The sequence below is a fragment of the Niallia alba genome (assembly GCF_012933555.1).
GTDB lineage: Bacteria > Bacillota > Bacilli > Bacillales > Cytobacillaceae > Niallia > Niallia alba.
The window spans coordinates 1,865,723-1,884,861 of record NZ_JABBPK010000001.1; the positions used below are offsets into that span (position 1 = coordinate 1,865,723).

Consider the following 19,139-nt stretch of genomic DNA (forward strand, 5'->3'; position numbering starts at 1 on the left):
AAAGGAGCAGAATATTGACTTATAAAATTGTATTTATTGATATTGACGGAACATTAGTAAACGGAGAGAAAAACATTCCGAATGATGCAAAATTAGCTATTAAGGAATTAAAGAAGCGTCATATTCCGGTTGTATTAGCAACTGGTAGAGCGCCTTATTTCTTTTCAGATATTTTAGCAGATCTTGGTTTATCATCCTATATTTCTTTTAATGGATCATATGTTGTGCATGAGGCAGAAGAAGTTTATAGAAAACCGATCCCTGTTGAAACACTAAAAGCGTTAGAAGATATGGCATTAAAAAATAATCATCCATTAGTTTTCCAAGGGAGTAAGGAATGCTGCGCAAATCATGAAGAACATGCGCATGTTATTGAATCCTTTCAGTCCTTAAAATTAAATGCTCCATCTTATCGAAAAGATTTTTGGAAGGAAGCAGATATATATCAATGCTTGCTTTTTTGTGAAGGGAAAGAAGAGAAATTGTATGAAGAGTCATTTTCCAATATTCATTTTGTTCGTTGGCATCCTTTATCAACGGACGTTATTCCAACAGGTGGTTCAAAAGCAGCAGGGATAGCACAAATCTTAAATATCCTAAATATAGATCCAAAGGAAGCAGTGGCATTTGGAGATGGGTTAAATGATAAAGAAATGCTTTCTTATGTAGGGATGGGAATAGCTATGGGAAATGCTCATGAAAATATTAAACCATATGCTAAATTTGTCACAAAACATGTGGACGAAGGCGGAATTGCTTATGGATTAAAAAAAATAGGCCTCCTAGAGTAGAGGAAGTTTAGGAGAGTGCAGGATACATATAAATAAGAGACTGGGACATAAGTATTCCAGTTAAAGTTAAATCCTAACAATTATACGAAAACGCTAACGAAAAGTTCGTATAATTGTTAGGGTTTTTTCATTTTAAAAAAGGATGCTCTATGAAGTTTGTTGCTGTTGCCCGCAGCCGGAATACACTTCGCTTTCCGTGGGGCTCGCGCTGAGTCGCTTCGGCCTTTGGCCTGCAGGGTCTCAGACTGTCTCGCTAATCCCACAGGAGTCTACGTGTATTCCGGCTGCTCTGTTTTCCCAACTAATTATATTTTCTATTGTAAAAAAGTATGCGAAAGCAGCCGCTATTTACTAGCTAAATGAGAGATTGTTCGTCTTTACATAGTATCTATTTAGTTATGTCACAGCCTCTTTATTTAAACCAGTATGTACTGGTAGTATAAACCAACATATTAAAGTCACTTTACAACAAAGATTATTTTAATCCTTCCAATCTTCATATACGACAACTCCACCTGATAAATCAATTGTATTGCGTTCCCCTTTATACAGTAGTTTGCCGTCTTCTTCCACAATTAGATTTTCGTAGGTATACACTTTTTTACCGGTTGGCAAAGTTATAACTACTTTTTCCCCAAATTCTTCTTTTCCTGTTTTAGGCTCACTAGCAAAATATTTATCTGAGAAAATATAGCCTCCAAAAATGGTGCTAAGCAGTAGGATAGAACCTAAAAAATACATAACTTTTTTCCCAATACTATTTTTCTTTTCCACATATTTATCTGTACGTTTCGTATGCTCCTCCACAATATCACCTTTTCATTAAGATTTATTGCTCAAACGGTAACAATGGCATATACAAAAAATTAAGTTGATATATATGAAATTCCCCTTAAATTATGATATGAAACAAATTCTTAAAGATGACGAAATTTTATGAGAAAATTAATGGTGGATGTATTTGAAAACTTTGTATGTATTGCCTGTAGCCTAAACACACTCCAGCTTCCGTGAGACTTACCTGTCTCTTGAAAAACAACAATATTTTTAGAAACGGCATTTCTTTTTTGAATGAAACCAATTGGTGAAAACGTATTAGTAATTTTCCCAAAGACACTATGTGGTCTTTATTTCTCTATGTAAGTTCTTTACAATAGGAATATAAATTAGGTTTATCCCGCTTTTACTAATCATCATTGGAATAAGCAAAAAAACACTGATGGAAGTTTTCTTTATTTTTTCTAAAGATTCTTGAAACCTTTCTTATTTTAAGCCGTATGTATGGTAAGAAATAAAACGAAGGAGGATTGATTCAGTGAATACATAGCAAAATTAAATTTTTAGAAAGTGAATGATGTTTATGGAATTATTCGGCTTTGATCTTCCCTCCATTTATTTAACTGTTTTAATTGGTTCGGGAATATGTGTCATATTAACATTATTACTATCAGATTTATTTGGTGGAGATGTTGGTGTATTTAACCCAACCTTAATCCTTGCTTTTTTCACGATCTTATCAGCAAGTGGTTATATTATGGAGAAGTACTCTAATATCAATAGCATTATTATTCTTTCCATTTCAGCAGTAATCGCACTTATTATTTCAAGCTGTTTACACTTTTTTGTTTTTATCCCTCTTGCCAATGCAGAGGAATCATTAGTTTACAATGATGAATCATTAAAAGGAAGAATTGGCAAAGTCATAACTGCAATTCCGAAAGATGGCTTTGGGGAAATTTTGATTGAGAGCATCAGTGGGAATATACCAAAGACTGCAGCAAGTTTTTATAATGAAGAAATTAGATTTGGTGAAGAAACGGTTGTAGTAGAGATTAAAGAGAATGTTGCCTATGTTGTTCGTAAGGACGGTATATAGAAAAGCATACTAGAGGAGGAAAAATGGATGGCAATTGAGATTTATATTGTAATAGCAATCGTAGTATTTTTACTAATCGCACTTATTAGTATTTTTGTGGCAAAGTATAAGACAGCAGGACCGGACGAAGCGCTAATTGTAACAGGAAGTTATTTAGGTTCTAAAAATGTTCATGTCGATGAATCAGGAAATAAAATAAAAATTATTAGAGGGGGAGGGGCATTTATTCTCCCAGTTTTCCAGCAATCAGAACCTCTAAGTTTGTTATCTAGTAAATTAGATGTTTCTACACCGGAAGTATATACAGAACAAGGTGTTCCAGTAATGGCGGACGGTACAGCGATTATTAAAATTGGTGGTTCCATTGGGGAAATCGCTACTGCAGCTGAACAGTTTTTAGGAAAAACAAAACAAGATCGTGAAAACGAAGCAAGAGAAGTACTAGAAGGACATTTACGTTCCATTCTCGGTAGTATGACAGTAGAAGAAATTTATAAAAATAGAGATAAGTTTTCACAAGAAGTACAAAGAGTTGCTTCACACGATTTAGCGAAGATGGGTCTAATCATCGTTTCCTTTACGATTAAAGATGTAAGAGATAAAAATGGATATTTAGAATCACTTGGTAAGCCACGAATTGCTCAAGTAAAACGAGATGCAGACATTGCTACTGCTGAAGCAGATAAAGAAACAAGAATCAAAAAAGCCGAAGCGGATAAAGAAGCTAAAAAGGCCGAGTTAGAAAGAGCAACGGAAATTGCTGAAGCAGAAAAAGAAAATCAAATGAAAATTGCTGACTATAGAAGAGATCAAGATATTGCGAAAGCACGTGCTGACCAAGCGTACGATTTAGAAAGTGCTCGTTCTAAGCAGGAAGTTACAGAACAAGAAATGCAAATTAAGATTATTGAAAGACAGAAACAAATTGAATTAGAAGAAAAAGAAATTCTCAGAAGAGAGAAGCAGTATGATTCAGAGGTTAAAAAGAAAGCCGACGCCGATCGCTATGCGATGGAACAGGCTGCTGAAGCGAACAAACGCCGTGAAATTGCTGAAGCAGATGCGAACCAATACCGCATTGAGTCACAAGCGAAAGCGGAAGCAGAAAAAGTGCGTGTAGATGGTTTAGCGAAAGCGGAAGCAGAAAAAGCAAAAGGGGAAACAGAAGCAGAAATCATCCGCTTAAAAGGTTTGGCAGAAGCAGAAGCAAAACGCAAAATCGCAGAAGCATATGCACAATACGGCCAAGCGGCAATCTTGGATATGGTGCTTGAAATGTTACCTGAATATGCAAAACAAGTGGCTAGTCCATTAGCTAATATCGATAAGATTACTGTTGTTGATACAGGAAGTGATGGCAGTAATGGGGGAGCTAATAAAGTAACTGGCTATGCAACGAACTTAATGTCAACGATGCAAGAATCCTTAAAGGCTTCAGCAGGAATTGATGTTAAAGAATTACTTGAAAATTTATCAGGTAAAGGGAATATTCGTCAGAGTATTAATGAGTTGAATGATAATTTAAGTAATAAATCAGCTGAATAGTTCAAAACCCGGTAGCTAATAGCTATCGGGTTTTTTGGTTGTAAGAGTACTGAAGCAAAGTATTCGGATGATTAGTGTTAAAAAAGATCAATTTAATAGCAAGAAAATAGATTAACTAATTTCCTATTTTCAATTAATATGAAAGCGATAACATGAAATTGAGGGAATTAATATCAAAAAAAAGATTAAAGAGGAGATGAAAAAAATGTTTACAAAACTAGAGGTAATGGAACATGAAAAAGAAGCGCAACTAATTACATTTAATATTGATGATTCATTTTTATTAGCACAAAGAGTGGTAGAACTTGCGGGAGAGGATGCAAGTAAGATTTGTATTTCGATATACAAAGGAAAAAGGGAGCTATTTTTCTTAGCGGGGAAAAATACTTCTTATGAAAATGAATGTTGGATTCGCCGAAAAAGGAATGTAGTATACCACCATGAAAAAAGCTCCATGTTAATTCGTTTGGAGTATAACGAAAATGAGGAAGAATACTATCAAACAAATGGCTTAAATCGAGAGGAATATGCTCTTGCTGGCGGTGGCTTTCCTGTTAGGGTGATGGGAAATGGCTATGAGGGCTGTTTAACTGTTTCCGGTTTAACAATGGAAGAGGATCATATGTTGTGTGTAAATGCAATAAAAATGTTACGACAGGAACAAGAAGAGTTGGAGTTTGATCTGTATTCTAGTGAAAAATAAGGAAAATTTAATAGAACTTTAAGGTAGATTACATAAAAATAGCTACTTCGGGAATTAGCTATTTTATGTGACTGCCTTTTTTGGGATGAAAGTCAGACTTCGATATAGAGGATGGGAAAGAATTTAAACCCTCTGCTTCATGAGAAATTCTATCTTTCTTAAAAGAAATTCTCCCAAAACCAAGAATGAAGTGCGCCACATGCAAGGTTTTGAGAGAATGGGAAGAACTTTGTATTTCTTTAAGCAACCAGCATAGCGCTTATCTAGGCTGCTTCATCTTTCAGCGGTTGATGTAGTTCATCTGGTGTTTTTAAGAAGGCTGTTAAGATAACACTTATTAAATATAATGCAGCCATTGTATACATAACAGCTCCAGTACCAAAGACAACAAGTAAAGAAACTAGAGCAGGGCCAACAAAATTTCCTAATCCTGACCCAAAGTTAACAGCTGAGTTTGCTGCTCCCTTGTTATCTGGTGCCATTAGTGGAACAAGGGGCGACATGGGAACAAAACCTGCTAGTCCAGCACCCCAAAAACACATTGCTAAGAAGAATAACCAGTAATTATATCCAAATAATTGTGGGACGAGATAAACAGCGATGGTGGCGACGCCTGTTAAAGTTCCTCCAAAAAGTTGGATCGTTTTTCTGAAACCGATTTTGTCCCCTAAATAGCCAAAAATAACATTAAATATCTGATTAGATATAAAAGTTGCTCCCCAAATGGTTGACCATTCTGCCATACTATAACCTTTATTAATAAGAAACACTGGTAATACAACAACGAAGCCATAGGTGCCAAGGCCATTAATTGTCTTCACAATAACAGCGGTACCAATTCTAGGTCTTTTAAACATGATTAAAATTCCTTCTTTTATTTCTACCAATGGGGTTGTATCTCTTTCTTTAATGATAAACTTTTTCTTTGTGAGAAAAAGAGCTAATAAGCTGCCTACAATGGAAAGAACGATTCCTACCCATATGACAGCAGTTTCACCGATGAACGGGATAAGCTGAACCGCAAAAACTGGGCCGATAATGGTAAAACCCAAATTATAGCATATCCAAAAATAGGAGGTTGCTCTGCCTTGAATGCTGACATCAACATCAATGGTTAGCCACACTAAAAAGGAATAGCAGAATAGCGGATATCCTAACCCTCTACCCATATACAATAATAAAATGGCTAAATAGTTTTCTGAAGGTAAGGCAAAAAGCATAAATGGAATAGAAAATGCTAAATAGGCAATTAAGCCAATAAGCATGATTTTTTTTGCTCCCCAAACTTCTACACAAATTCCAGATAACCATGAACCCAATGCTACCATAATACCGAAGGCAGAGAAAATGGTTGCTGCTTGCGATACAGAAAATCCTAGGTCTACAAGATAAGCTGAAAACCAACTATTTTCAATACAGCTGCCGAGCATAAAAAGAAATGTCCCAATATATCCCCAGGTAAATTCAGTTGGAACCCCAATCCGATACCAAAAATTTGAACTGTTTATGTTTTTCGTTCCATTTTTCCTTTCTTTAAAACTTAATTGTTAAATGGCATATAGGAATATTACTGGCCTATATGCCATTTGCTTTACAGTTTCAATCCATTTCTTATCGATTTTAAAGTAACTTCATTTGACCATTCTGGTCTATCTGGGTACGCAAATACGGCATTTGTTACGATTCCATCAAATTTTATTTCCCTTAATTTGCGATAAAGTGCATCAAAATCTATTTCTCCTTCACCTGGATTTAAATGTTGGTGAATGGTGATATTAGCATTTGGTGGATTGACAATATAACGCAATCCAAAGGCTGCTTTATGGTTTAAGGTATCAGCAATTAAAACATGTGCTAGTAGGTCGCCAGCTTCATCTATATGTTTTGCTACATCTCCAATCCCATCATCATAAAAGAAAGCATGTGGAACAGAATGTACTTATGTAAAGAAAAAGAAGAATGCTACTTGTCTAAGCAGCATTCTTCTTTTTCTCATCTCATGTTGCGAATTCTATTATTCTTTTAAATCTTCAATAGAATCAATATCCATATAACTTGGCACGACAAGCCCTAATTTTGTTCCTTCTAAGTTTGGACCTAGATCTTCGAATTTTCCTTCGAATTTGCTTGCATAGTCTTCATGGGTAATCGGTAACCAACCAGCAATATGCGCATCTAAACTGCCATCTGCAACACCTGTCCACATTGGACCTGCTTCTACTTGGCTTAATGTTACATCATAACCTAAATCTGTTAATACTTTACCGATAACGTTTGTACTTGCGATCTCACTATCCCATGCAACATAGCCGATTTTAATTTTATCTCCATCAACACTGTCGACACCTTCTGTCCATTCGCTAACTTTATCAGCATTCTCTTTTACCCAGCTTTCTGCTGCTTTTTCAGGAGATTCTCCATCGTATATGTCCATCATGACAACGCCCATATCTTCTGTTGTCCAATGGAAATTATCTAATACCTTGTATGCTTCTGGCATATCTTCTTTTAGTCCATTACGAGCAATAGAATGAATGTTTTCATCTTCACCAAAAGACCCTTTTGGATCTTCTAAGTATTTTAAATCGTATGCAGCGAACATCCAGTGTGGAGTCCAGCCTGTTACAATAATTGGTTCTTCTTTATTATAAGCTTTTTTTAGAGCAGCGGTCATTGCTGCACTTGATCCTTCAACTAATTTCCAATCACTTAGCTCATAGTCACTAATTGCTTGGCTAGTTGCTTTCATTAATCCAGCTCCTGGATCAATACCGATAATCTCATAATCTACCTTTTCGCCAATAGTGGCATTCTCGTTATTTACACTACTTGAACTACAAGCAGCTAAACCTAGAGAGAGAGTGATTGCTCCTAGTATAGTTGTTATTTTTTTCATATTATTTTGCCCCCTTTTTTTTCGTACCCACATTTTGGGTAATTCTATCTAAAATGATTGCAAGTACTACAATAGAAATACCTGCTTCAAACCCGCGTCCAATTTGAATCTGGGTTACAGCACGATAAACATCTGCACCAAGTCCAGGTGCACCAACCATTGCAGCAATAACTACCATTGATAGCGCAAGCATGATGCTTTGATTAATACCAGCAAGTATTGTTGGCATTGCAAGTGGTAATTGAACTTTTATTAATTTTTGAGAAGTCGTACTACCAAAACTCTCTGTAGCTTCTGTAATATCACTAGGAACTTGTTGAATTCCAAGAATAGTTAAGCGAATAGTAGGCGGCATAGCAAAAATAACAGATGCAACAACCCCCGGTACTACACCAATACTAAAAAAGAAAATAGCGGGAATAAGATATACAAAGGCTGGCATTGTTTGCATAAAGTCTAATATTGGAATAACAATATTGCGTACAGTGCTATTTTGTGAAGCCCAAATACCTAGTGGGATACCGATTACTATGGAGATAAATACAGAAGAAAGTACAAGAGCTAATGTATCAATCATTGGTTCCCAATAACCTAAATTATCTACAAGTAATAAACCTATTAGAGTAAATAGTGCAATCTTTTTATTCGCTAATTTCCAAGCCAGTAATGCTAATAAAATGATTAATAGAATAGGAGGAATAAATCCAAAGAAGGCTACTAATACATTTACAACAAATTCTAGTACTGCAGTTACTCCATCAAATAATACTTCAAAGGTTGTCGTTAGCCAGTCAACGAAGGAATCAATCCAGTCTGCAACAGGCAGTTTAGGAAATAGATTATTCATTATACATTCCCCCCAACTAGTACTGCTTCTTCGGTAGGTGGAGTATTAATAAGCTCATTATTTCCAGCCAGTGCACCTATAACCGCACCTCTTACAAGAATTCCTTTTAATCTATTTTGTTCGTCTATAACAGCAACCGGTATGATCGCAGTTGAAACTTTATCAAATAGATCAGATAATAACGTATCACCTGTAACGGTAATTACATCTTTTTGAAGAATCGTTTCAATACCTTCATTTTTTTCAGCAGCAACACGTGCATCATCTGCGGTAATTGCTCCGAGCAGTTCTCTGCGCTTATTAACAACATAGATACTTGAAATTCCTAATTTTTTCATCATTTGCAATGCAACACGTGGACCTTTTTCAATGGTTACTGCTTCTGCTCGTTTCATAATGTGATTTGCAGTTAATACCTTCGATAAATCAACATCTTCTACAAATCGTTCTACATAATCGTTTGAAGGATTCATTAAAATCTCTTCAGGAGTTCCGACTTGTACAATCGAGCCATCTTTCATTAGAGCGATACGATCGCCAATTCTCAATGCTTCATCTAAATCATGTGTAATAAAGATGATTGTCTTTTCCATATTAGATTGTAGATCTAATAACTCATCCTGCATATCTTTGCGAATAAGAGGATCGAGTGCACTAAACGCTTCATCCATTAATAGGATATCGGGGTCATTTGCTAAAGCACGAGCAAGACCAACTCTTTGTTGCATCCCACCACTCAATTGGTCGGGGTATTGGTTTTCATAACCGGATAAACCAACTAGTTTAAGTGATTCAAGTGCACGCTCTTTTCTTGCTGTCTTATCTACACCTTGAATTTCTAAACCAAATTCAGCATTTTCTAAGATTGTTCGATGTGGAAGTAAAGCAAATTTTTGAAAGACCATGCTTATTTTTTCTCTTCGAACCTTGCGTAGTTCCTCCTTAGACATACTGACAATGTCTTTCCCATCAATATAAATATTTCCGATTGTAGGATCAATTAGACGATTGAACATGCGGACTAATGTTGATTTACCACTACCTGAAAGCCCCATAATTACGAAAATCTCACCAGGATTTACTTCAAAACTAGCCTTATTTACGCCGACTGTTGCTCCTGTTTTTTTGAGAATATCTTTTTTAGATTCACCATTATTTAATAGCTGAATCGCTTTTTTTGTGTTTTTTCCGAAAATCTTTGTGACGTTTTCGATTTTCAATTTTGCCATACTTTCCATTTTTTCACCTCTTTATTTCTAACGACTCTGTAAACCGAGCCCTTATATAGTATAAAAGGTATAAAAAAACATTACAAACTGTATAATCAGTTAAAAACATTCATTCTGAACGTACAGAAAAAACTGAACGAACTGTAGTGGCTTTATTCTTAAAAATTCGCCCATATGCTACCATATACTATAAAGAACGCTTCTTTACTTTTTTTTCATTCATGTTAATCTATAAAAAGATAATCAATTATTAGTTAATCATTAGAGTTCATCTTGATTATTGAAATAATCATTATTACAATGGATAAGTAAACATATAATATGGATGTGAATGATAAATGACGGATAGAGAGCAGTTAAATATTGCTCGAGAGAGAGTGATTGATTCTGTAGCTCAAAACATGGATTTATATGGTGTAACGGAATCAATTGGCAGATTATATGGAATGTTATTATTTCAGCAAAACCCAATGACTCTTGACGAAATGAAAGAAGAGCTGGGGATGAGTAAAACCAGTATGAGTACATCGGTTCGAACATTGCTTGAATTAAAAATGGTTGATAAAGTATGGCGAAAAGGTGTTCGAAAAGATTTATATAGTGCGGAAGAAGATTGGTATCAAACGTTTATCGATTTTTTTACGATTAAATGGAGATTAGCAATTACTGAAAATGTTTATGCGATTGAAAAGTCTATGAATGAAATTAAAGCGTTATTAAATAAAGACGGGGTTTCTGAGGATGTAATAAAAGATGGGGAAAAAGATTTAGAGAAATTACACTATGCTCTTAATTATTATGATTGGCTTGATCGTTTTGTAGATAGCTTAGAATCCCATGAAATTTTTAATTTAATTCCAAAAAAAGAAGAATAAAAGTTTGGATGAAGGTGTCATTCTTTAAGGTTTGTTGTTTAAACCATAAAGAATGACACCTTTTGTATTTGGATTTGCTGAATTGTATATAGTTTGATTTGTTTCTAAAATGAAAATGGAATGGACCATAATGAAATGAAACTGATACAACGTAAAAAAACAACAAAGTATTAATTAACAGCCTATACTTGATAAGCTGAACTAGTTAAAAAACCTAAAAAATGTGCATTTGTCTATCGCACATTTTAGATTCTTGAATAGGATATATGGAATCAAAAAAAGGAGGTTTTTATTCATGGGTGAAGTTGGAGTAGGTTACGGCGGAGGTTTCGCTCTTTTAGTAGTATTGTTTATCTTATTGGTGATTATTGGTGCTTCTTGGGGTTACGGCGGATTTTAATAATCCGTAACTAACAGAAATTAAGAGGAGGAAATAGAATGTACGGATATGGTTATGGATATCCAAGCTATGGCTATGGTGGTGTAGGTTACGGCGGAGGTTTCGCTTTAATCGTCGTTTTATTCATTCTTTTAATCATTGTAGGTGCAGCTTGCTTCAAATGGTAAAATAATGAAATAATGGAGACTGATTCGTAGAGTCAGTCTCTTTTTTGGGGGATAGAAATAGAATAAAATCTTTTCGTATTACATAAGATTTGCTCATACATGTCTGATAATGTATATTTTTTCAATGTTGCTAAAGCATGAATAATAGCATGAATCATAGTTGGAACAGTTTTTTGATAAATAAACGGCCCATCGAATGGCCAAGGTCCATCCGTTTCTACCATTATTTTTTCAATCGGGTATAAATTCGCGAGCTGTTGAGTTTTTTCCTTATATAAAAAATCAGGTGTAAGGGAAATATAATAATTATTTCTTATCATCTGTTCAATTGTTTTTGGGCTTCCTTTAAACCAATGAAAATGAGCATTTGAAAAGCTATGCTTTTCAAGTAGATTAATGACAATATCAGCTTCTTCATAAATACTATGAAGAACAATAGGTTTTTTTAATTTTTTTGCTAATACAATAAATTGCTCGAGGATTTCAATATAAGGTTGTAAAGGAATAGAAGATGGATCTTTTCTCCTTATATAATGAGGTAAGCCGATCTCGCCAAGGGCAATAGCGCTACTCTGGTTTGCTTCAATCCATGCAAATAAATTGGATATAGATGTATCAGAAGGTAATGATTGTTCTGGATGATAACCATAGGCTGCTTTAATAAAGTCGAACTCTTTGCTTAATTTTTCTGTTTGTTTACATGAATCTAAATTCATAGAGACAGAGATAGCAGCAATTAATGTTTCTTCTTTAAAAAACTGGCTGATTTCGTCTCGATTGTACTGGTCAATATGAATATGGGCATCTATAATTTGGTTCATTTACATCACCTTTTTTGTAGTATAAGGAAAGGAGTGGAGATATTTGTAGCCTCATTGTATTCTCTTTATCCCGCTTCATTAAAATAACATGGTCATCCCTGTTGAAATTATCTTTATTATAACAGAATGTATTATAAAAAATATCTGTACGAGATAAAGAAAACTTCCATCAGTGGAAGACTTATGCTCGTTAAGAATGGGATAATTTCCAAGCAAGAGCACATTCATTTTGAGTAGCTTCTAGGGTTTGCTAAAATGAATGGATAACGAAGTGTGAGGGGGAATTTTGGATGGATCCATTTGTTCAATTAGTGAAGTCTGCTAATTATTTGGTTGTTTTTACTGGTGCAGGAATGTCGACAGAGAGTGGGTTACCTGATTTTAGATCAGCTAATACTGGGCTATGGACAGCAGAAAAGAAACAGTATCTCTCATCTACAGATGCTTTAAATAATCATGTCCAAGAATTTATAAACTTTTATCGCCAACGAGTTCAAGGAATACATGAATTTAAACCGCATCAAGGCCATTATATTCTTTCTGAATGGGAAAGAAACGGGCTTTTAAAGCAAATCATAACCCAAAATGTTGATGGATTCCATCAAGAAGCAGGGAATGATAATGTTGCAGAATTGCATGGAACTTTAAAAAAGATTCATTGTGAAACATGCGGAAAAAGTTATCACAGTGAAGAATACTTACATGAAAATTATTCATGTGATTGTGGGGGAGTCTTAAGACCTTCCATTGTTCTTTTTGGCGAGATGCTTCCAGAACAGCCATTTTTAACAGCCGAGGAAGCGGCAATTAAGTCTGATGTCTTTTTAGTATTAGGATCCTCTTTATCCGTTTCACCAGCAAATCAATTTCCATTGTTGGCGAAACAAACAGGAGCAAAGCTGATTATTGTTAATAAAGAACCAACAGAAATGGATGGGCTAGCTGATTTCGTTATTCACCAATCGATTGGGAAAGTATTGGAGGATATAAACTTTAAGCTAGCTTAATTTAAGCTTTTAGAAATAAAGCTGTCCTATGTTTATCGGGATAAAAAATAACAAAGTATACTTACAGCTACTTTTAAAAAATAGGGAAAATAGCTGAAATAAAACGAGGGGAATACATTTAAACCCATTGCAAACTTTGATATATCGAGATAATATAAGGGAATGGACTAAATTTGAAAGCGTAAAAAGAGAGGAACGTAACATGTCAAAGAATTTTAAACAGGATGTACTATCTCGTCGCACCTTTGCGATTATTTCCCATCCGGATGCCGGAAAAACGACATTAACGGAAAAACTTTTACTTTTCGGTGGCGCTATTAGGGATGCTGGAACAGTAAAAGGGAAGAAAACAGGAAAATATGCAACAAGTGACTGGATGGAGATAGAAAAGCAAAGAGGGATTTCCGTTACATCAAGTGTGATGCAATTTGACTACCAAAATGCACGAGTGAATATTCTGGATACACCAGGACACCAAGACTTTAGTGAAGATACTTATCGTACGCTTACTGCAGTGGATAGTGCTGTGATGATCATCGATTCAGCTAAAGGGATAGAGGAACAAACATTAAAGCTATTTAAAGTGTGTAAAATGAGAGGTATTCCTATTTTTACATTTATAAATAAATTGGATCGCCAAGGAAAGCCGCCTCTTGAATTACTAGCGGAATTGGAAGAAGTAATGGGGATTGAGTCCTATCCAATGAATTGGCCAATCGGAATGGGAAAAGAATTTTTAGGAATTTATGACCGTTTTTATAAACGAATTGAGCAGTTCCGTGTAGAAGATACGGAAAAATATATCCCGCTAAATGAAGATGGAGAGATCGAAGGCGATCATTCAATTAAACAGGATTCCTTATATGATCAAACTTTAGAAGAAATCATGCTTTTAAATGAAGCTGGAAACGAATTTTCTGAGGAGAAAATAAATAATGGGGATCTAACGCCAGTATTTTTTGGGAGTGCTTTAAGCAATTTTGGTGTTCAAACGTTTTTAGAAACATACTTGCAATTTGCCCCATCTCCACAAGCAAGAAAATCTAGCATGGGAGAGATAGATCCTTTGTCTGAGGAGTTTTCTGGATTTATTTTTAAAATCCAAGCAAATATGAATCCGGCTCACCGTGATCGTATTGCTTTTTTACGGATTTGTTCTGGGAAATTTGAAAGAGGGATGACAGTAAATCTGCCAAGAACCGGGAAGCAAGTGAAATTAGCACAGTCTACTCAATTTATGGCAGATGATCGAAGTACCGTTAATGAAGCAGTTAGCGGTGATATTATCGGGCTATATGATCCAGGTTTTTATCAGATTGGAGATACGTTAACAGTTAGTAAGAATGCATTTCAATATGAAAAGTTACCTCAATTTACGCCAGAGCTATTTGTAAAGGTAACAGCCAAAAATGTAATGAAACAAAAACATTTCCATAAAGGAATACAGCAGCTCGTGCAAGAAGGAGCGATTCAATTGTATAAGACTGTCAAAACAGAAGATTATCTTCTTGGAGCAGTTGGTCAACTACAATTTGAAGTGTTTGAACATCGTATGAGAAATGAATACAATGTGGAAGTTATTATGGAGCATGTAGGTTCCAAAATTGCCCGTTGGTTAGTGGACGAAGAAGTGAATGAAAATCTTTCAAGCGGGAGAAGTTTATTAGTGGAAGATCGTTTCGGCAAAAAAGCATTTTTATTTGAAAATGAATTTGCCTTAAGATGGTTCCAAGATAAAAATCCAGAAGTTAAATTATATAATCCGATGGATGAGCAAGAATAGATAGTAAAAAAGAGATTGTTTCAAATGGATATCTTCTGTTTTCTCAAGAGATATCCATTTGTGAAACAGTCTCTTTTTTTAGATAATAGCAGTTTTCTGAAGAATTTTAGATTGAATAAACATGAAAAATGTTAAAAACGTGTCAGGTTTTTGAACATTAGAATAGAGAAAAGGGGAAGGGAAGACAAGTGTTTATAAAAAAGGGAAAGAATTTATTATGTTGAAATAGCTTAATTGTATACAAATTTAGTTATTTCATAAAATTTTCTTTTAAAATCGGTGAGAGATACTGAAAGAGTAACATTCAAAAGAAAGTCTTTCGGTAGCCGAATAACTGATATATAAGGTTTTTGTGTTTCTAAATACATATAGAAACGTTGAAAACTTATAAAAATTAAAAGTTTTCAAAAAACTATTTGTAATTAGAAAAAAAATAGGTATAATAAAAACAAGTTGTTATAAAAGTTAACAAACAAATGTTAATATATATAACTTGTTAACTTTTTAACGAATATGATACTATCTTACATTTAATAAGAGTATTCTTACGAGTTAAATAGATTGAATATTCATTCAATAGAGTCTGATAGTATCATAAAAAACAAGATATAGGGGGATAAATGCATGAAAAAAAGTTTGTCGCTTACTTTTAGTATTCTATTAGTGCTTGTACTTGCTTTAGCTGGCTGTTCAAGTAAGTCATCATCAGAGGGAGGAAGCACAAGTGGTGCAAAATCAAGTTCTTCTAAAAGTTTACTAGAAACAATTAAAGATAGAGGAACGTTAAAAGCAGGCGTCAATGATGCACTTCCTGGCTTTGGATACATAGGATCAGATGGTAAAAACACTGGTTTTGATGTTGATTTTGCTAAAGCTATTGCAGCAGGAGTACTTGGAGATGCTACGAAAATTGAATTTAGACCTTTATCAGCTACTGATCGCTTTACAGCTGTTCAATCTGGTGAAGTAGATGTATTAGTTCGTAACACAACTTGGACAACAAACCGTGATGCAGAGGTAGGTTTAAGTTTTGCTCCAGTAACTTTTTATGACGGTCAGGGCATTATGGTACCAAAAGATAGTGGAATCAAAACATTAAAAGATTTAGAAGGAAAAACAATTGGAGTTGAAACAGGTACGACTACAGAATTGAACTTGGCAGATCAAATGAAAGCTGCTGGAGTTAATTATACAGCCCAAACATTTGATAATGCAGATGCTGTTATTGCAGCATATGAGCAAGGATCTATCGATGCATGGACAACAGATAAGTCAGGATTAGTTTCTCGTCAGTCTACTTTGCAAGATCCGGATGCACATATTATTTTGGATGAAACATTATCAAAAGAACCTTTAGCTCCAGCTGTTAAAGATGGAGATGAGAAATGGGCTGATGCAGTATCTTGGATTGTATTTGCAACTATTCAAGCTGAAGAATTTGGAATCACTTCGCAAAATGTCGATGATTTCTTAACTAGTGACAATCCAGAAATTCAACGTCTTCTAGGGGTAGAGGGGAATCTTGGTGAACAATTAGGTTTATCTAATGATTTTGCTTACCAAGTTATTAAACAAGTTGGTAACTATGGGGAAATTTATGAGCGTAACCTAGGACCAGATACAGTGTTTAAATTAGAGCGTGCACAAAATGCGTTGTATAGTGATGGCGGATTATTGTACTCTATCCCATTCCGTTAATATTAATTAATTGATAATTTAAAAAATAGGGGGGTTCTCAAAAACCGAAGTGTCATACTCTTTTGAGATACCCCCTATTCTTTTAAGTGAGAGGTGAGAATATAGTGGAAATGAAAAAGACAACATCGACTCCTCTTTGGAGAAACAGAAAAATTATACCGATTATTAGCCAAATTATCTTCGTTATTATAGTAGGAATTGTCATTTCTTTCATGATAAGAAATGTGATATCAGGTCTAGAGCAGATAGGATTGACACTGGGATTAGATTATTTAAACTTAAAGGCATCATTCCCAATTGCTGAGTCCATTATTAGTTATACACCAGATGATCCGTATAAAAGAGCTTTATTAGTTGGTTTATTAAATACATTTAAGGTTTCTATCTTTGGCATCATTTTAGCAAGTATCATTGGAGTAATAGTAGGAATTGCTAGGTTATCAAATAACTGGCTAGTGAGTAAAGTAGCAACAGTTTATGTGGAAGTTTTTAGAAATACGCCATTATTGGTTCAGATTTTCATTTGGAACTTTGCCGTTTTTTTACCAATGCCAAAAATTCAAGATGCACTATCGATGGGACCTTTTTATTTTTCCAACAGAGGTGCGTCTATTCCATGGTTTACATTGCAAGATAATACAATTATTTGGATGATTGTCCTCATTCTCCTAGTTGTAGGAAGTGTGTTTTTATTTAGAAAATTAACAAAAATATCATTTGAATCCGGAAAATCTACATATCCGCTCATTTCGAGCATCGGATTTATAATGGTTGCAGCGATTATTACCTATTTTATTTTAGGAAATGGACCACTTGGTTTTTCAGTTCCTGTGTTTAATGGAAATTCATTCGATGGTGGAACGTCATTATCTATCGGATTTATGTCTGTGTTAGTTGCACTAACGATTTATACGTCAACATTTATCTCAGAAATTGTCCGTGCTGGAATTATGGGCGTTCCAAAAGGACAGACGGAAGCGGCAAAAGCGCTCGGCTTTAAAAGTCATACAGCACTTCGTTTAATTATTTTTCCGCAGGCGATTAGAATCATTATTCCGCCATTGACAAGCCAATATTTAAATTTAATAAAAAACTCAAGTTTAGCCATGGCTGTAGCGTATCAAGACATTGTTGGAATCGGAAATACAATCATTAACCAAACAGGACATACGTTAGAAACATTATTAATTGTAATTTCTGTTTATTTATTGTTTAGCTTAACTACATCCCTGTTAATGAATCTTTTCAACAAAAAATTCCAGCTGGTAGAAAGGTAGGGAAGTAAATGGATAATATACAACTTAATAATACAGAACCAGTTATGGAGTCGAAAAAGTTAAATAGTCAAAAGAAACTACAATTATGGCTAAAAAATAATTTGTTCAAGGATTGGAAAAACGCTATAGTGACCATTATCACACTAATGTTCACTATATATTTACTAACAAAAGTAGGTAAGTTTTTACTCACTAGTGAATGGGGAGTGGTTACGGATAACTTAAGACTGCTGTTTGTTGGACAGTTTCCAATGGAGGAAATATGGAGATTATGGGTGGCCTTGTTATTGCTATCTGTACTGTTAGGCACTACCTGGGGGGCATGGAGAGGGATTATCGGTCATGTAGCAATTAGTCTTAGTGTACTTTTCATCGTATTTGGAATTCTTCCATATACAGAAGTAGAATCGAAGATATATTTATTTTCAAATGTTGCAGCGATTATTCTTTTTTACTTTGTTGGAAAATATGTGCCGAAAGTAAAAGTTCCCATGCTCGCATTATGGATTTTATTTATTCCAATCACTCTTTCTATTATTAATGGATTCGGAGTATTAGAGCCGGTTAAAACAAATATATGGGGTGGATTCTTATTAACTTTAGTCATCGCCTCTGTAGCCATTATATGCTCTTTTCCACTAGGTTTGCTGCTTGCAGTGGGAAGAAGAAGTAAGCTGCCTCTTATAAAATACTTTTGTATTCTCTATATTGAGTTGATCCGTGGGATGCCACTTATTATGGTGTTATTTATTGCACAGCTATTATTGCCAATGTTCCTTGGGGGGATTCAATTAGATAATGTTGTTCGTGCAATGATTGCCTTTACTCTATTTAGTGCAGCATATTTAGCAGAAAATATTCGGGGAGGCTTGCAATCCGTTCCGAGAGGACAATTTGAAGCAGCTCAAGCACTTGGATTGAGTAATTTTAAATTGATGGTTTTTATTGTATTACCACAGGCTTTAAAAGCAGTGATTCCTGCAATGGTGGGGCAATTTATTTCCGTATTTAAAGATACTTCCTTAGTTGCTGTAATTGGATTAGCTGATTTTCTTGGCATGGGGAAAAAAATCGCTGCGAATCCGGCATATCTAGGGAAATATATGGAGTTATATATTGTTATTGCGTTTATGTACTTCATTTTCTGCTTCTTAATGTCACATGTAAGTAAACATATCGAAAAATCACTTGGAGTAGGAACGAGATAGAAAGGAGAATGAGAGA

The 19,139-nt window shown here is 34.8% G+C and carries 18 protein-coding genes and 1 pseudogene; 12 read left to right on the forward strand and 7 right to left on the reverse strand.

All coding sequences use genetic code 11. From position 1 onward, the window contains the following. The first annotated feature begins 14 nt into the window (after positions 1 to 14). On the forward strand, positions 15 to 791 hold the full coding sequence (locus tag HHU08_RS08925) for a Cof-type HAD-IIB family hydrolase (protein WP_169188307.1): 777 nt from the start codon (positions 15 to 17) through the stop codon (positions 789 to 791). Between the two features lie 480 nt (positions 792 to 1,271). Here HHU08_RS08925 and HHU08_RS08930 read toward each other — a convergent pair whose 3' ends face one another. After that, positions 1,272 to 1,598, reverse strand: a complete 327-nt coding sequence (locus HHU08_RS08930) for a hypothetical protein (protein WP_016200887.1) — start codon at positions 1,596 to 1,598, stop codon at positions 1,272 to 1,274. Between the two features lie 553 nt (positions 1,599 to 2,151). On the opposite strand from HHU08_RS08930, the gene HHU08_RS08935 reads away from it, so the two are divergent. From HHU08_RS08935 to HHU08_RS08945, 3 genes are all read left to right on the forward strand, one after another. Continuing rightward, entirely contained in the window at positions 2,152 to 2,667 is a 516-nt protein-coding gene (locus HHU08_RS08935; RefSeq protein ID WP_016200888.1) for a hypothetical protein, read from the forward strand. 27 nt (positions 2,668 to 2,694) lie between these two features. After that, a complete protein-coding gene (locus HHU08_RS08940) occupies positions 2,695 to 4,212 on the forward strand; it encodes a flotillin family protein (RefSeq protein ID WP_016200889.1) in 1,518 nt (505 codons plus the stop codon). Between the two features lie 205 nt (positions 4,213 to 4,417). Continuing rightward, positions 4,418 to 4,915 (forward strand): heme-binding protein, encoded by a 498-nt coding sequence (locus tag HHU08_RS08945; protein ID WP_169188308.1) that lies wholly within the window; start codon positions 4,418 to 4,420, stop codon positions 4,913 to 4,915. Positions 4,916 to 5,178: 263 nt separating this feature from the next. Here HHU08_RS08945 and HHU08_RS08950 read toward each other — a convergent pair whose 3' ends face one another. From HHU08_RS08950 to proV, 5 genes and pseudogenes are all read right to left on the reverse strand, one after another. Then, a complete protein-coding gene (locus HHU08_RS08950) occupies positions 5,179 to 6,423 on the reverse strand; it encodes an MFS transporter (protein ID WP_328823065.1) in 1,245 nt (414 codons plus the stop codon). An 83-nt stretch (positions 6,424 to 6,506) separates the two neighbouring features. After that, positions 6,507 to 6,854 (reverse strand): annotated as a pseudogene (locus HHU08_RS08955) (TIM barrel protein); the annotation flags it as partial. Between the two features lie 75 nt (positions 6,855 to 6,929). Beyond that, positions 6,930 to 7,811 (reverse strand): glycine betaine ABC transporter substrate-binding protein, encoded by an 882-nt coding sequence (locus tag HHU08_RS08960; protein ID WP_101730110.1) that lies wholly within the window; start codon positions 7,809 to 7,811, stop codon positions 6,930 to 6,932. 1 nt (position 7,812) lies between these two features. Further along, on the reverse strand, positions 7,813 to 8,658 hold the full coding sequence (locus HHU08_RS08965) for an ABC transporter permease (RefSeq protein WP_016200894.1): 846 nt from the start codon (positions 8,656 to 8,658) through the stop codon (positions 7,813 to 7,815). Further along, positions 8,658 to 9,896, reverse strand: coding sequence for a glycine betaine/L-proline ABC transporter ATP-binding protein ProV (gene proV, locus HHU08_RS08970; protein WP_169188310.1), 1,239 nt, complete (start codon positions 9,894 to 9,896; stop codon positions 8,658 to 8,660). Before proV ends, HHU08_RS08965 begins: the two co-directional genes overlap by 1 nt. A gap of 329 nt (positions 9,897 to 10,225) precedes the next feature. On the opposite strand from proV, the gene HHU08_RS08975 reads away from it, so the two are divergent. The 3 genes from HHU08_RS08975 to HHU08_RS08985 all read left to right on the forward strand — a co-directional run bounded on the left by HHU08_RS08975 (position 10,226) and on the right by HHU08_RS08985 (position 11,329). Further along, positions 10,226 to 10,762 carry a GbsR/MarR family transcriptional regulator gene (locus HHU08_RS08975; RefSeq protein WP_101730109.1) on the forward strand — a complete coding sequence of 179 codons (537 nt, stop codon included), beginning with the start codon at positions 10,226 to 10,228 and terminating at the stop codon, positions 10,760 to 10,762. A 295-nt stretch (positions 10,763 to 11,057) separates the two neighbouring features. After that, complete coding sequence (locus HHU08_RS08980) at positions 11,058 to 11,162, forward strand: YjcZ family sporulation protein (RefSeq protein WP_081836530.1); 105 nt, start codon at positions 11,058 to 11,060, stop codon at positions 11,160 to 11,162. 38 nt (positions 11,163 to 11,200) lie between these two features. After that, entirely contained in the window at positions 11,201 to 11,329 is a 129-nt protein-coding gene (locus HHU08_RS08985; protein ID WP_101730108.1) for a YjcZ family sporulation protein, read from the forward strand. A 32-nt stretch (positions 11,330 to 11,361) separates the two neighbouring features. On the opposite strand, the gene HHU08_RS08990 is transcribed toward HHU08_RS08985, so the two are convergent. After that, on the reverse strand, positions 11,362 to 12,150 hold the full coding sequence (locus HHU08_RS08990; protein WP_169188311.1) for a TatD family hydrolase: 789 nt from the start codon (positions 12,148 to 12,150) through the stop codon (positions 11,362 to 11,364). A 290-nt stretch (positions 12,151 to 12,440) separates the two neighbouring features. On the opposite strand from HHU08_RS08990, the gene HHU08_RS08995 reads away from it, so the two are divergent. The 5 genes from HHU08_RS08995 (at position 12,441) to HHU08_RS09015 (ending at position 19,123) form a co-directional block, all read left to right on the forward strand. Next, positions 12,441 to 13,157 (forward strand): NAD-dependent deacylase, encoded by a 717-nt coding sequence (locus tag HHU08_RS08995; protein WP_169188312.1) that lies wholly within the window; start codon positions 12,441 to 12,443, stop codon positions 13,155 to 13,157. Between the two features lie 202 nt (positions 13,158 to 13,359). After that, a complete protein-coding gene (locus HHU08_RS09000) occupies positions 13,360 to 14,940 on the forward strand; it encodes a peptide chain release factor 3 (protein WP_016200900.1) in 1,581 nt (526 codons plus the stop codon). Positions 14,941 to 15,564: 624 nt separating this feature from the next. Beyond that, on the forward strand, positions 15,565 to 16,638 hold the full coding sequence (locus HHU08_RS09005) for an amino acid ABC transporter substrate-binding protein (RefSeq protein ID WP_169188313.1): 1,074 nt from the start codon (positions 15,565 to 15,567) through the stop codon (positions 16,636 to 16,638). 110 nt (positions 16,639 to 16,748) lie between these two features. After that, on the forward strand, positions 16,749 to 17,915 hold the full coding sequence (locus HHU08_RS09010) for an amino acid ABC transporter permease (protein ID WP_169189644.1): 1,167 nt from the start codon (positions 16,749 to 16,751) through the stop codon (positions 17,913 to 17,915). Between the two features lie 8 nt (positions 17,916 to 17,923). Further along, on the forward strand, positions 17,924 to 19,123 hold the full coding sequence (locus tag HHU08_RS09015) for an amino acid ABC transporter permease (RefSeq protein ID WP_101730105.1): 1,200 nt from the start codon (positions 17,924 to 17,926) through the stop codon (positions 19,121 to 19,123). Positions 19,124 to 19,139: the final 16 nt, after the last annotated feature.

Coding starts and splice junctions, on each gene's coding strand:
- HHU08_RS08935 (WP_016200888.1), top strand. CDS start 2,152: ATGGAATTATTCGGCTTTGATCTTCCCTCCATTTATTTAACTGTTTTA.
- HHU08_RS08940 (WP_016200889.1), top strand. CDS start 2,695: ATGGCAATTGAGATTTATATTGTAATAGCAATCGTAGTATTTTTACTA.
- HHU08_RS08945 (WP_169188308.1), top strand. CDS start 4,418: ATGTTTACAAAACTAGAGGTAATGGAACATGAAAAAGAAGCGCAACTA.
- HHU08_RS08960 (WP_101730110.1), bottom strand. CDS start 7,811: ATGAAAAAAATAACAACTATACTAGGAGCAATCACTCTCTCTCTAGGT.
- HHU08_RS08965 (WP_016200894.1), bottom strand. CDS start 8,658: ATGAATAATCTATTTCCTAAACTGCCTGTTGCAGACTGGATTGATTCC.
- proV (WP_169188310.1), bottom strand. CDS start 9,896: ATGGAAAGTATGGCAAAATTGAAAATCGAAAACGTCACAAAGATTTTC.
- HHU08_RS08975 (WP_101730109.1), top strand. CDS start 10,226: ATGACGGATAGAGAGCAGTTAAATATTGCTCGAGAGAGAGTGATTGAT.
- HHU08_RS08980 (WP_081836530.1), top strand. CDS start 11,058: ATGGGTGAAGTTGGAGTAGGTTACGGCGGAGGTTTCGCTCTTTTAGTA.
- HHU08_RS08985 (WP_101730108.1), top strand. CDS start 11,201: ATGTACGGATATGGTTATGGATATCCAAGCTATGGCTATGGTGGTGTA.
- HHU08_RS08990 (WP_169188311.1), bottom strand. CDS start 12,150: ATGAACCAAATTATAGATGCCCATATTCATATTGACCAGTACAATCGA.
- HHU08_RS08995 (WP_169188312.1), top strand. CDS start 12,441: ATGGATCCATTTGTTCAATTAGTGAAGTCTGCTAATTATTTGGTTGTT.
- HHU08_RS09000 (WP_016200900.1), top strand. CDS start 13,360: ATGTCAAAGAATTTTAAACAGGATGTACTATCTCGTCGCACCTTTGCG.
- HHU08_RS09005 (WP_169188313.1), top strand. CDS start 15,565: ATGAAAAAAAGTTTGTCGCTTACTTTTAGTATTCTATTAGTGCTTGTA.
- HHU08_RS09010 (WP_169189644.1), top strand. CDS start 16,749: ATGAAAAAGACAACATCGACTCCTCTTTGGAGAAACAGAAAAATTATA.
- HHU08_RS09015 (WP_101730105.1), top strand. CDS start 17,924: ATGGATAATATACAACTTAATAATACAGAACCAGTTATGGAGTCGAAA.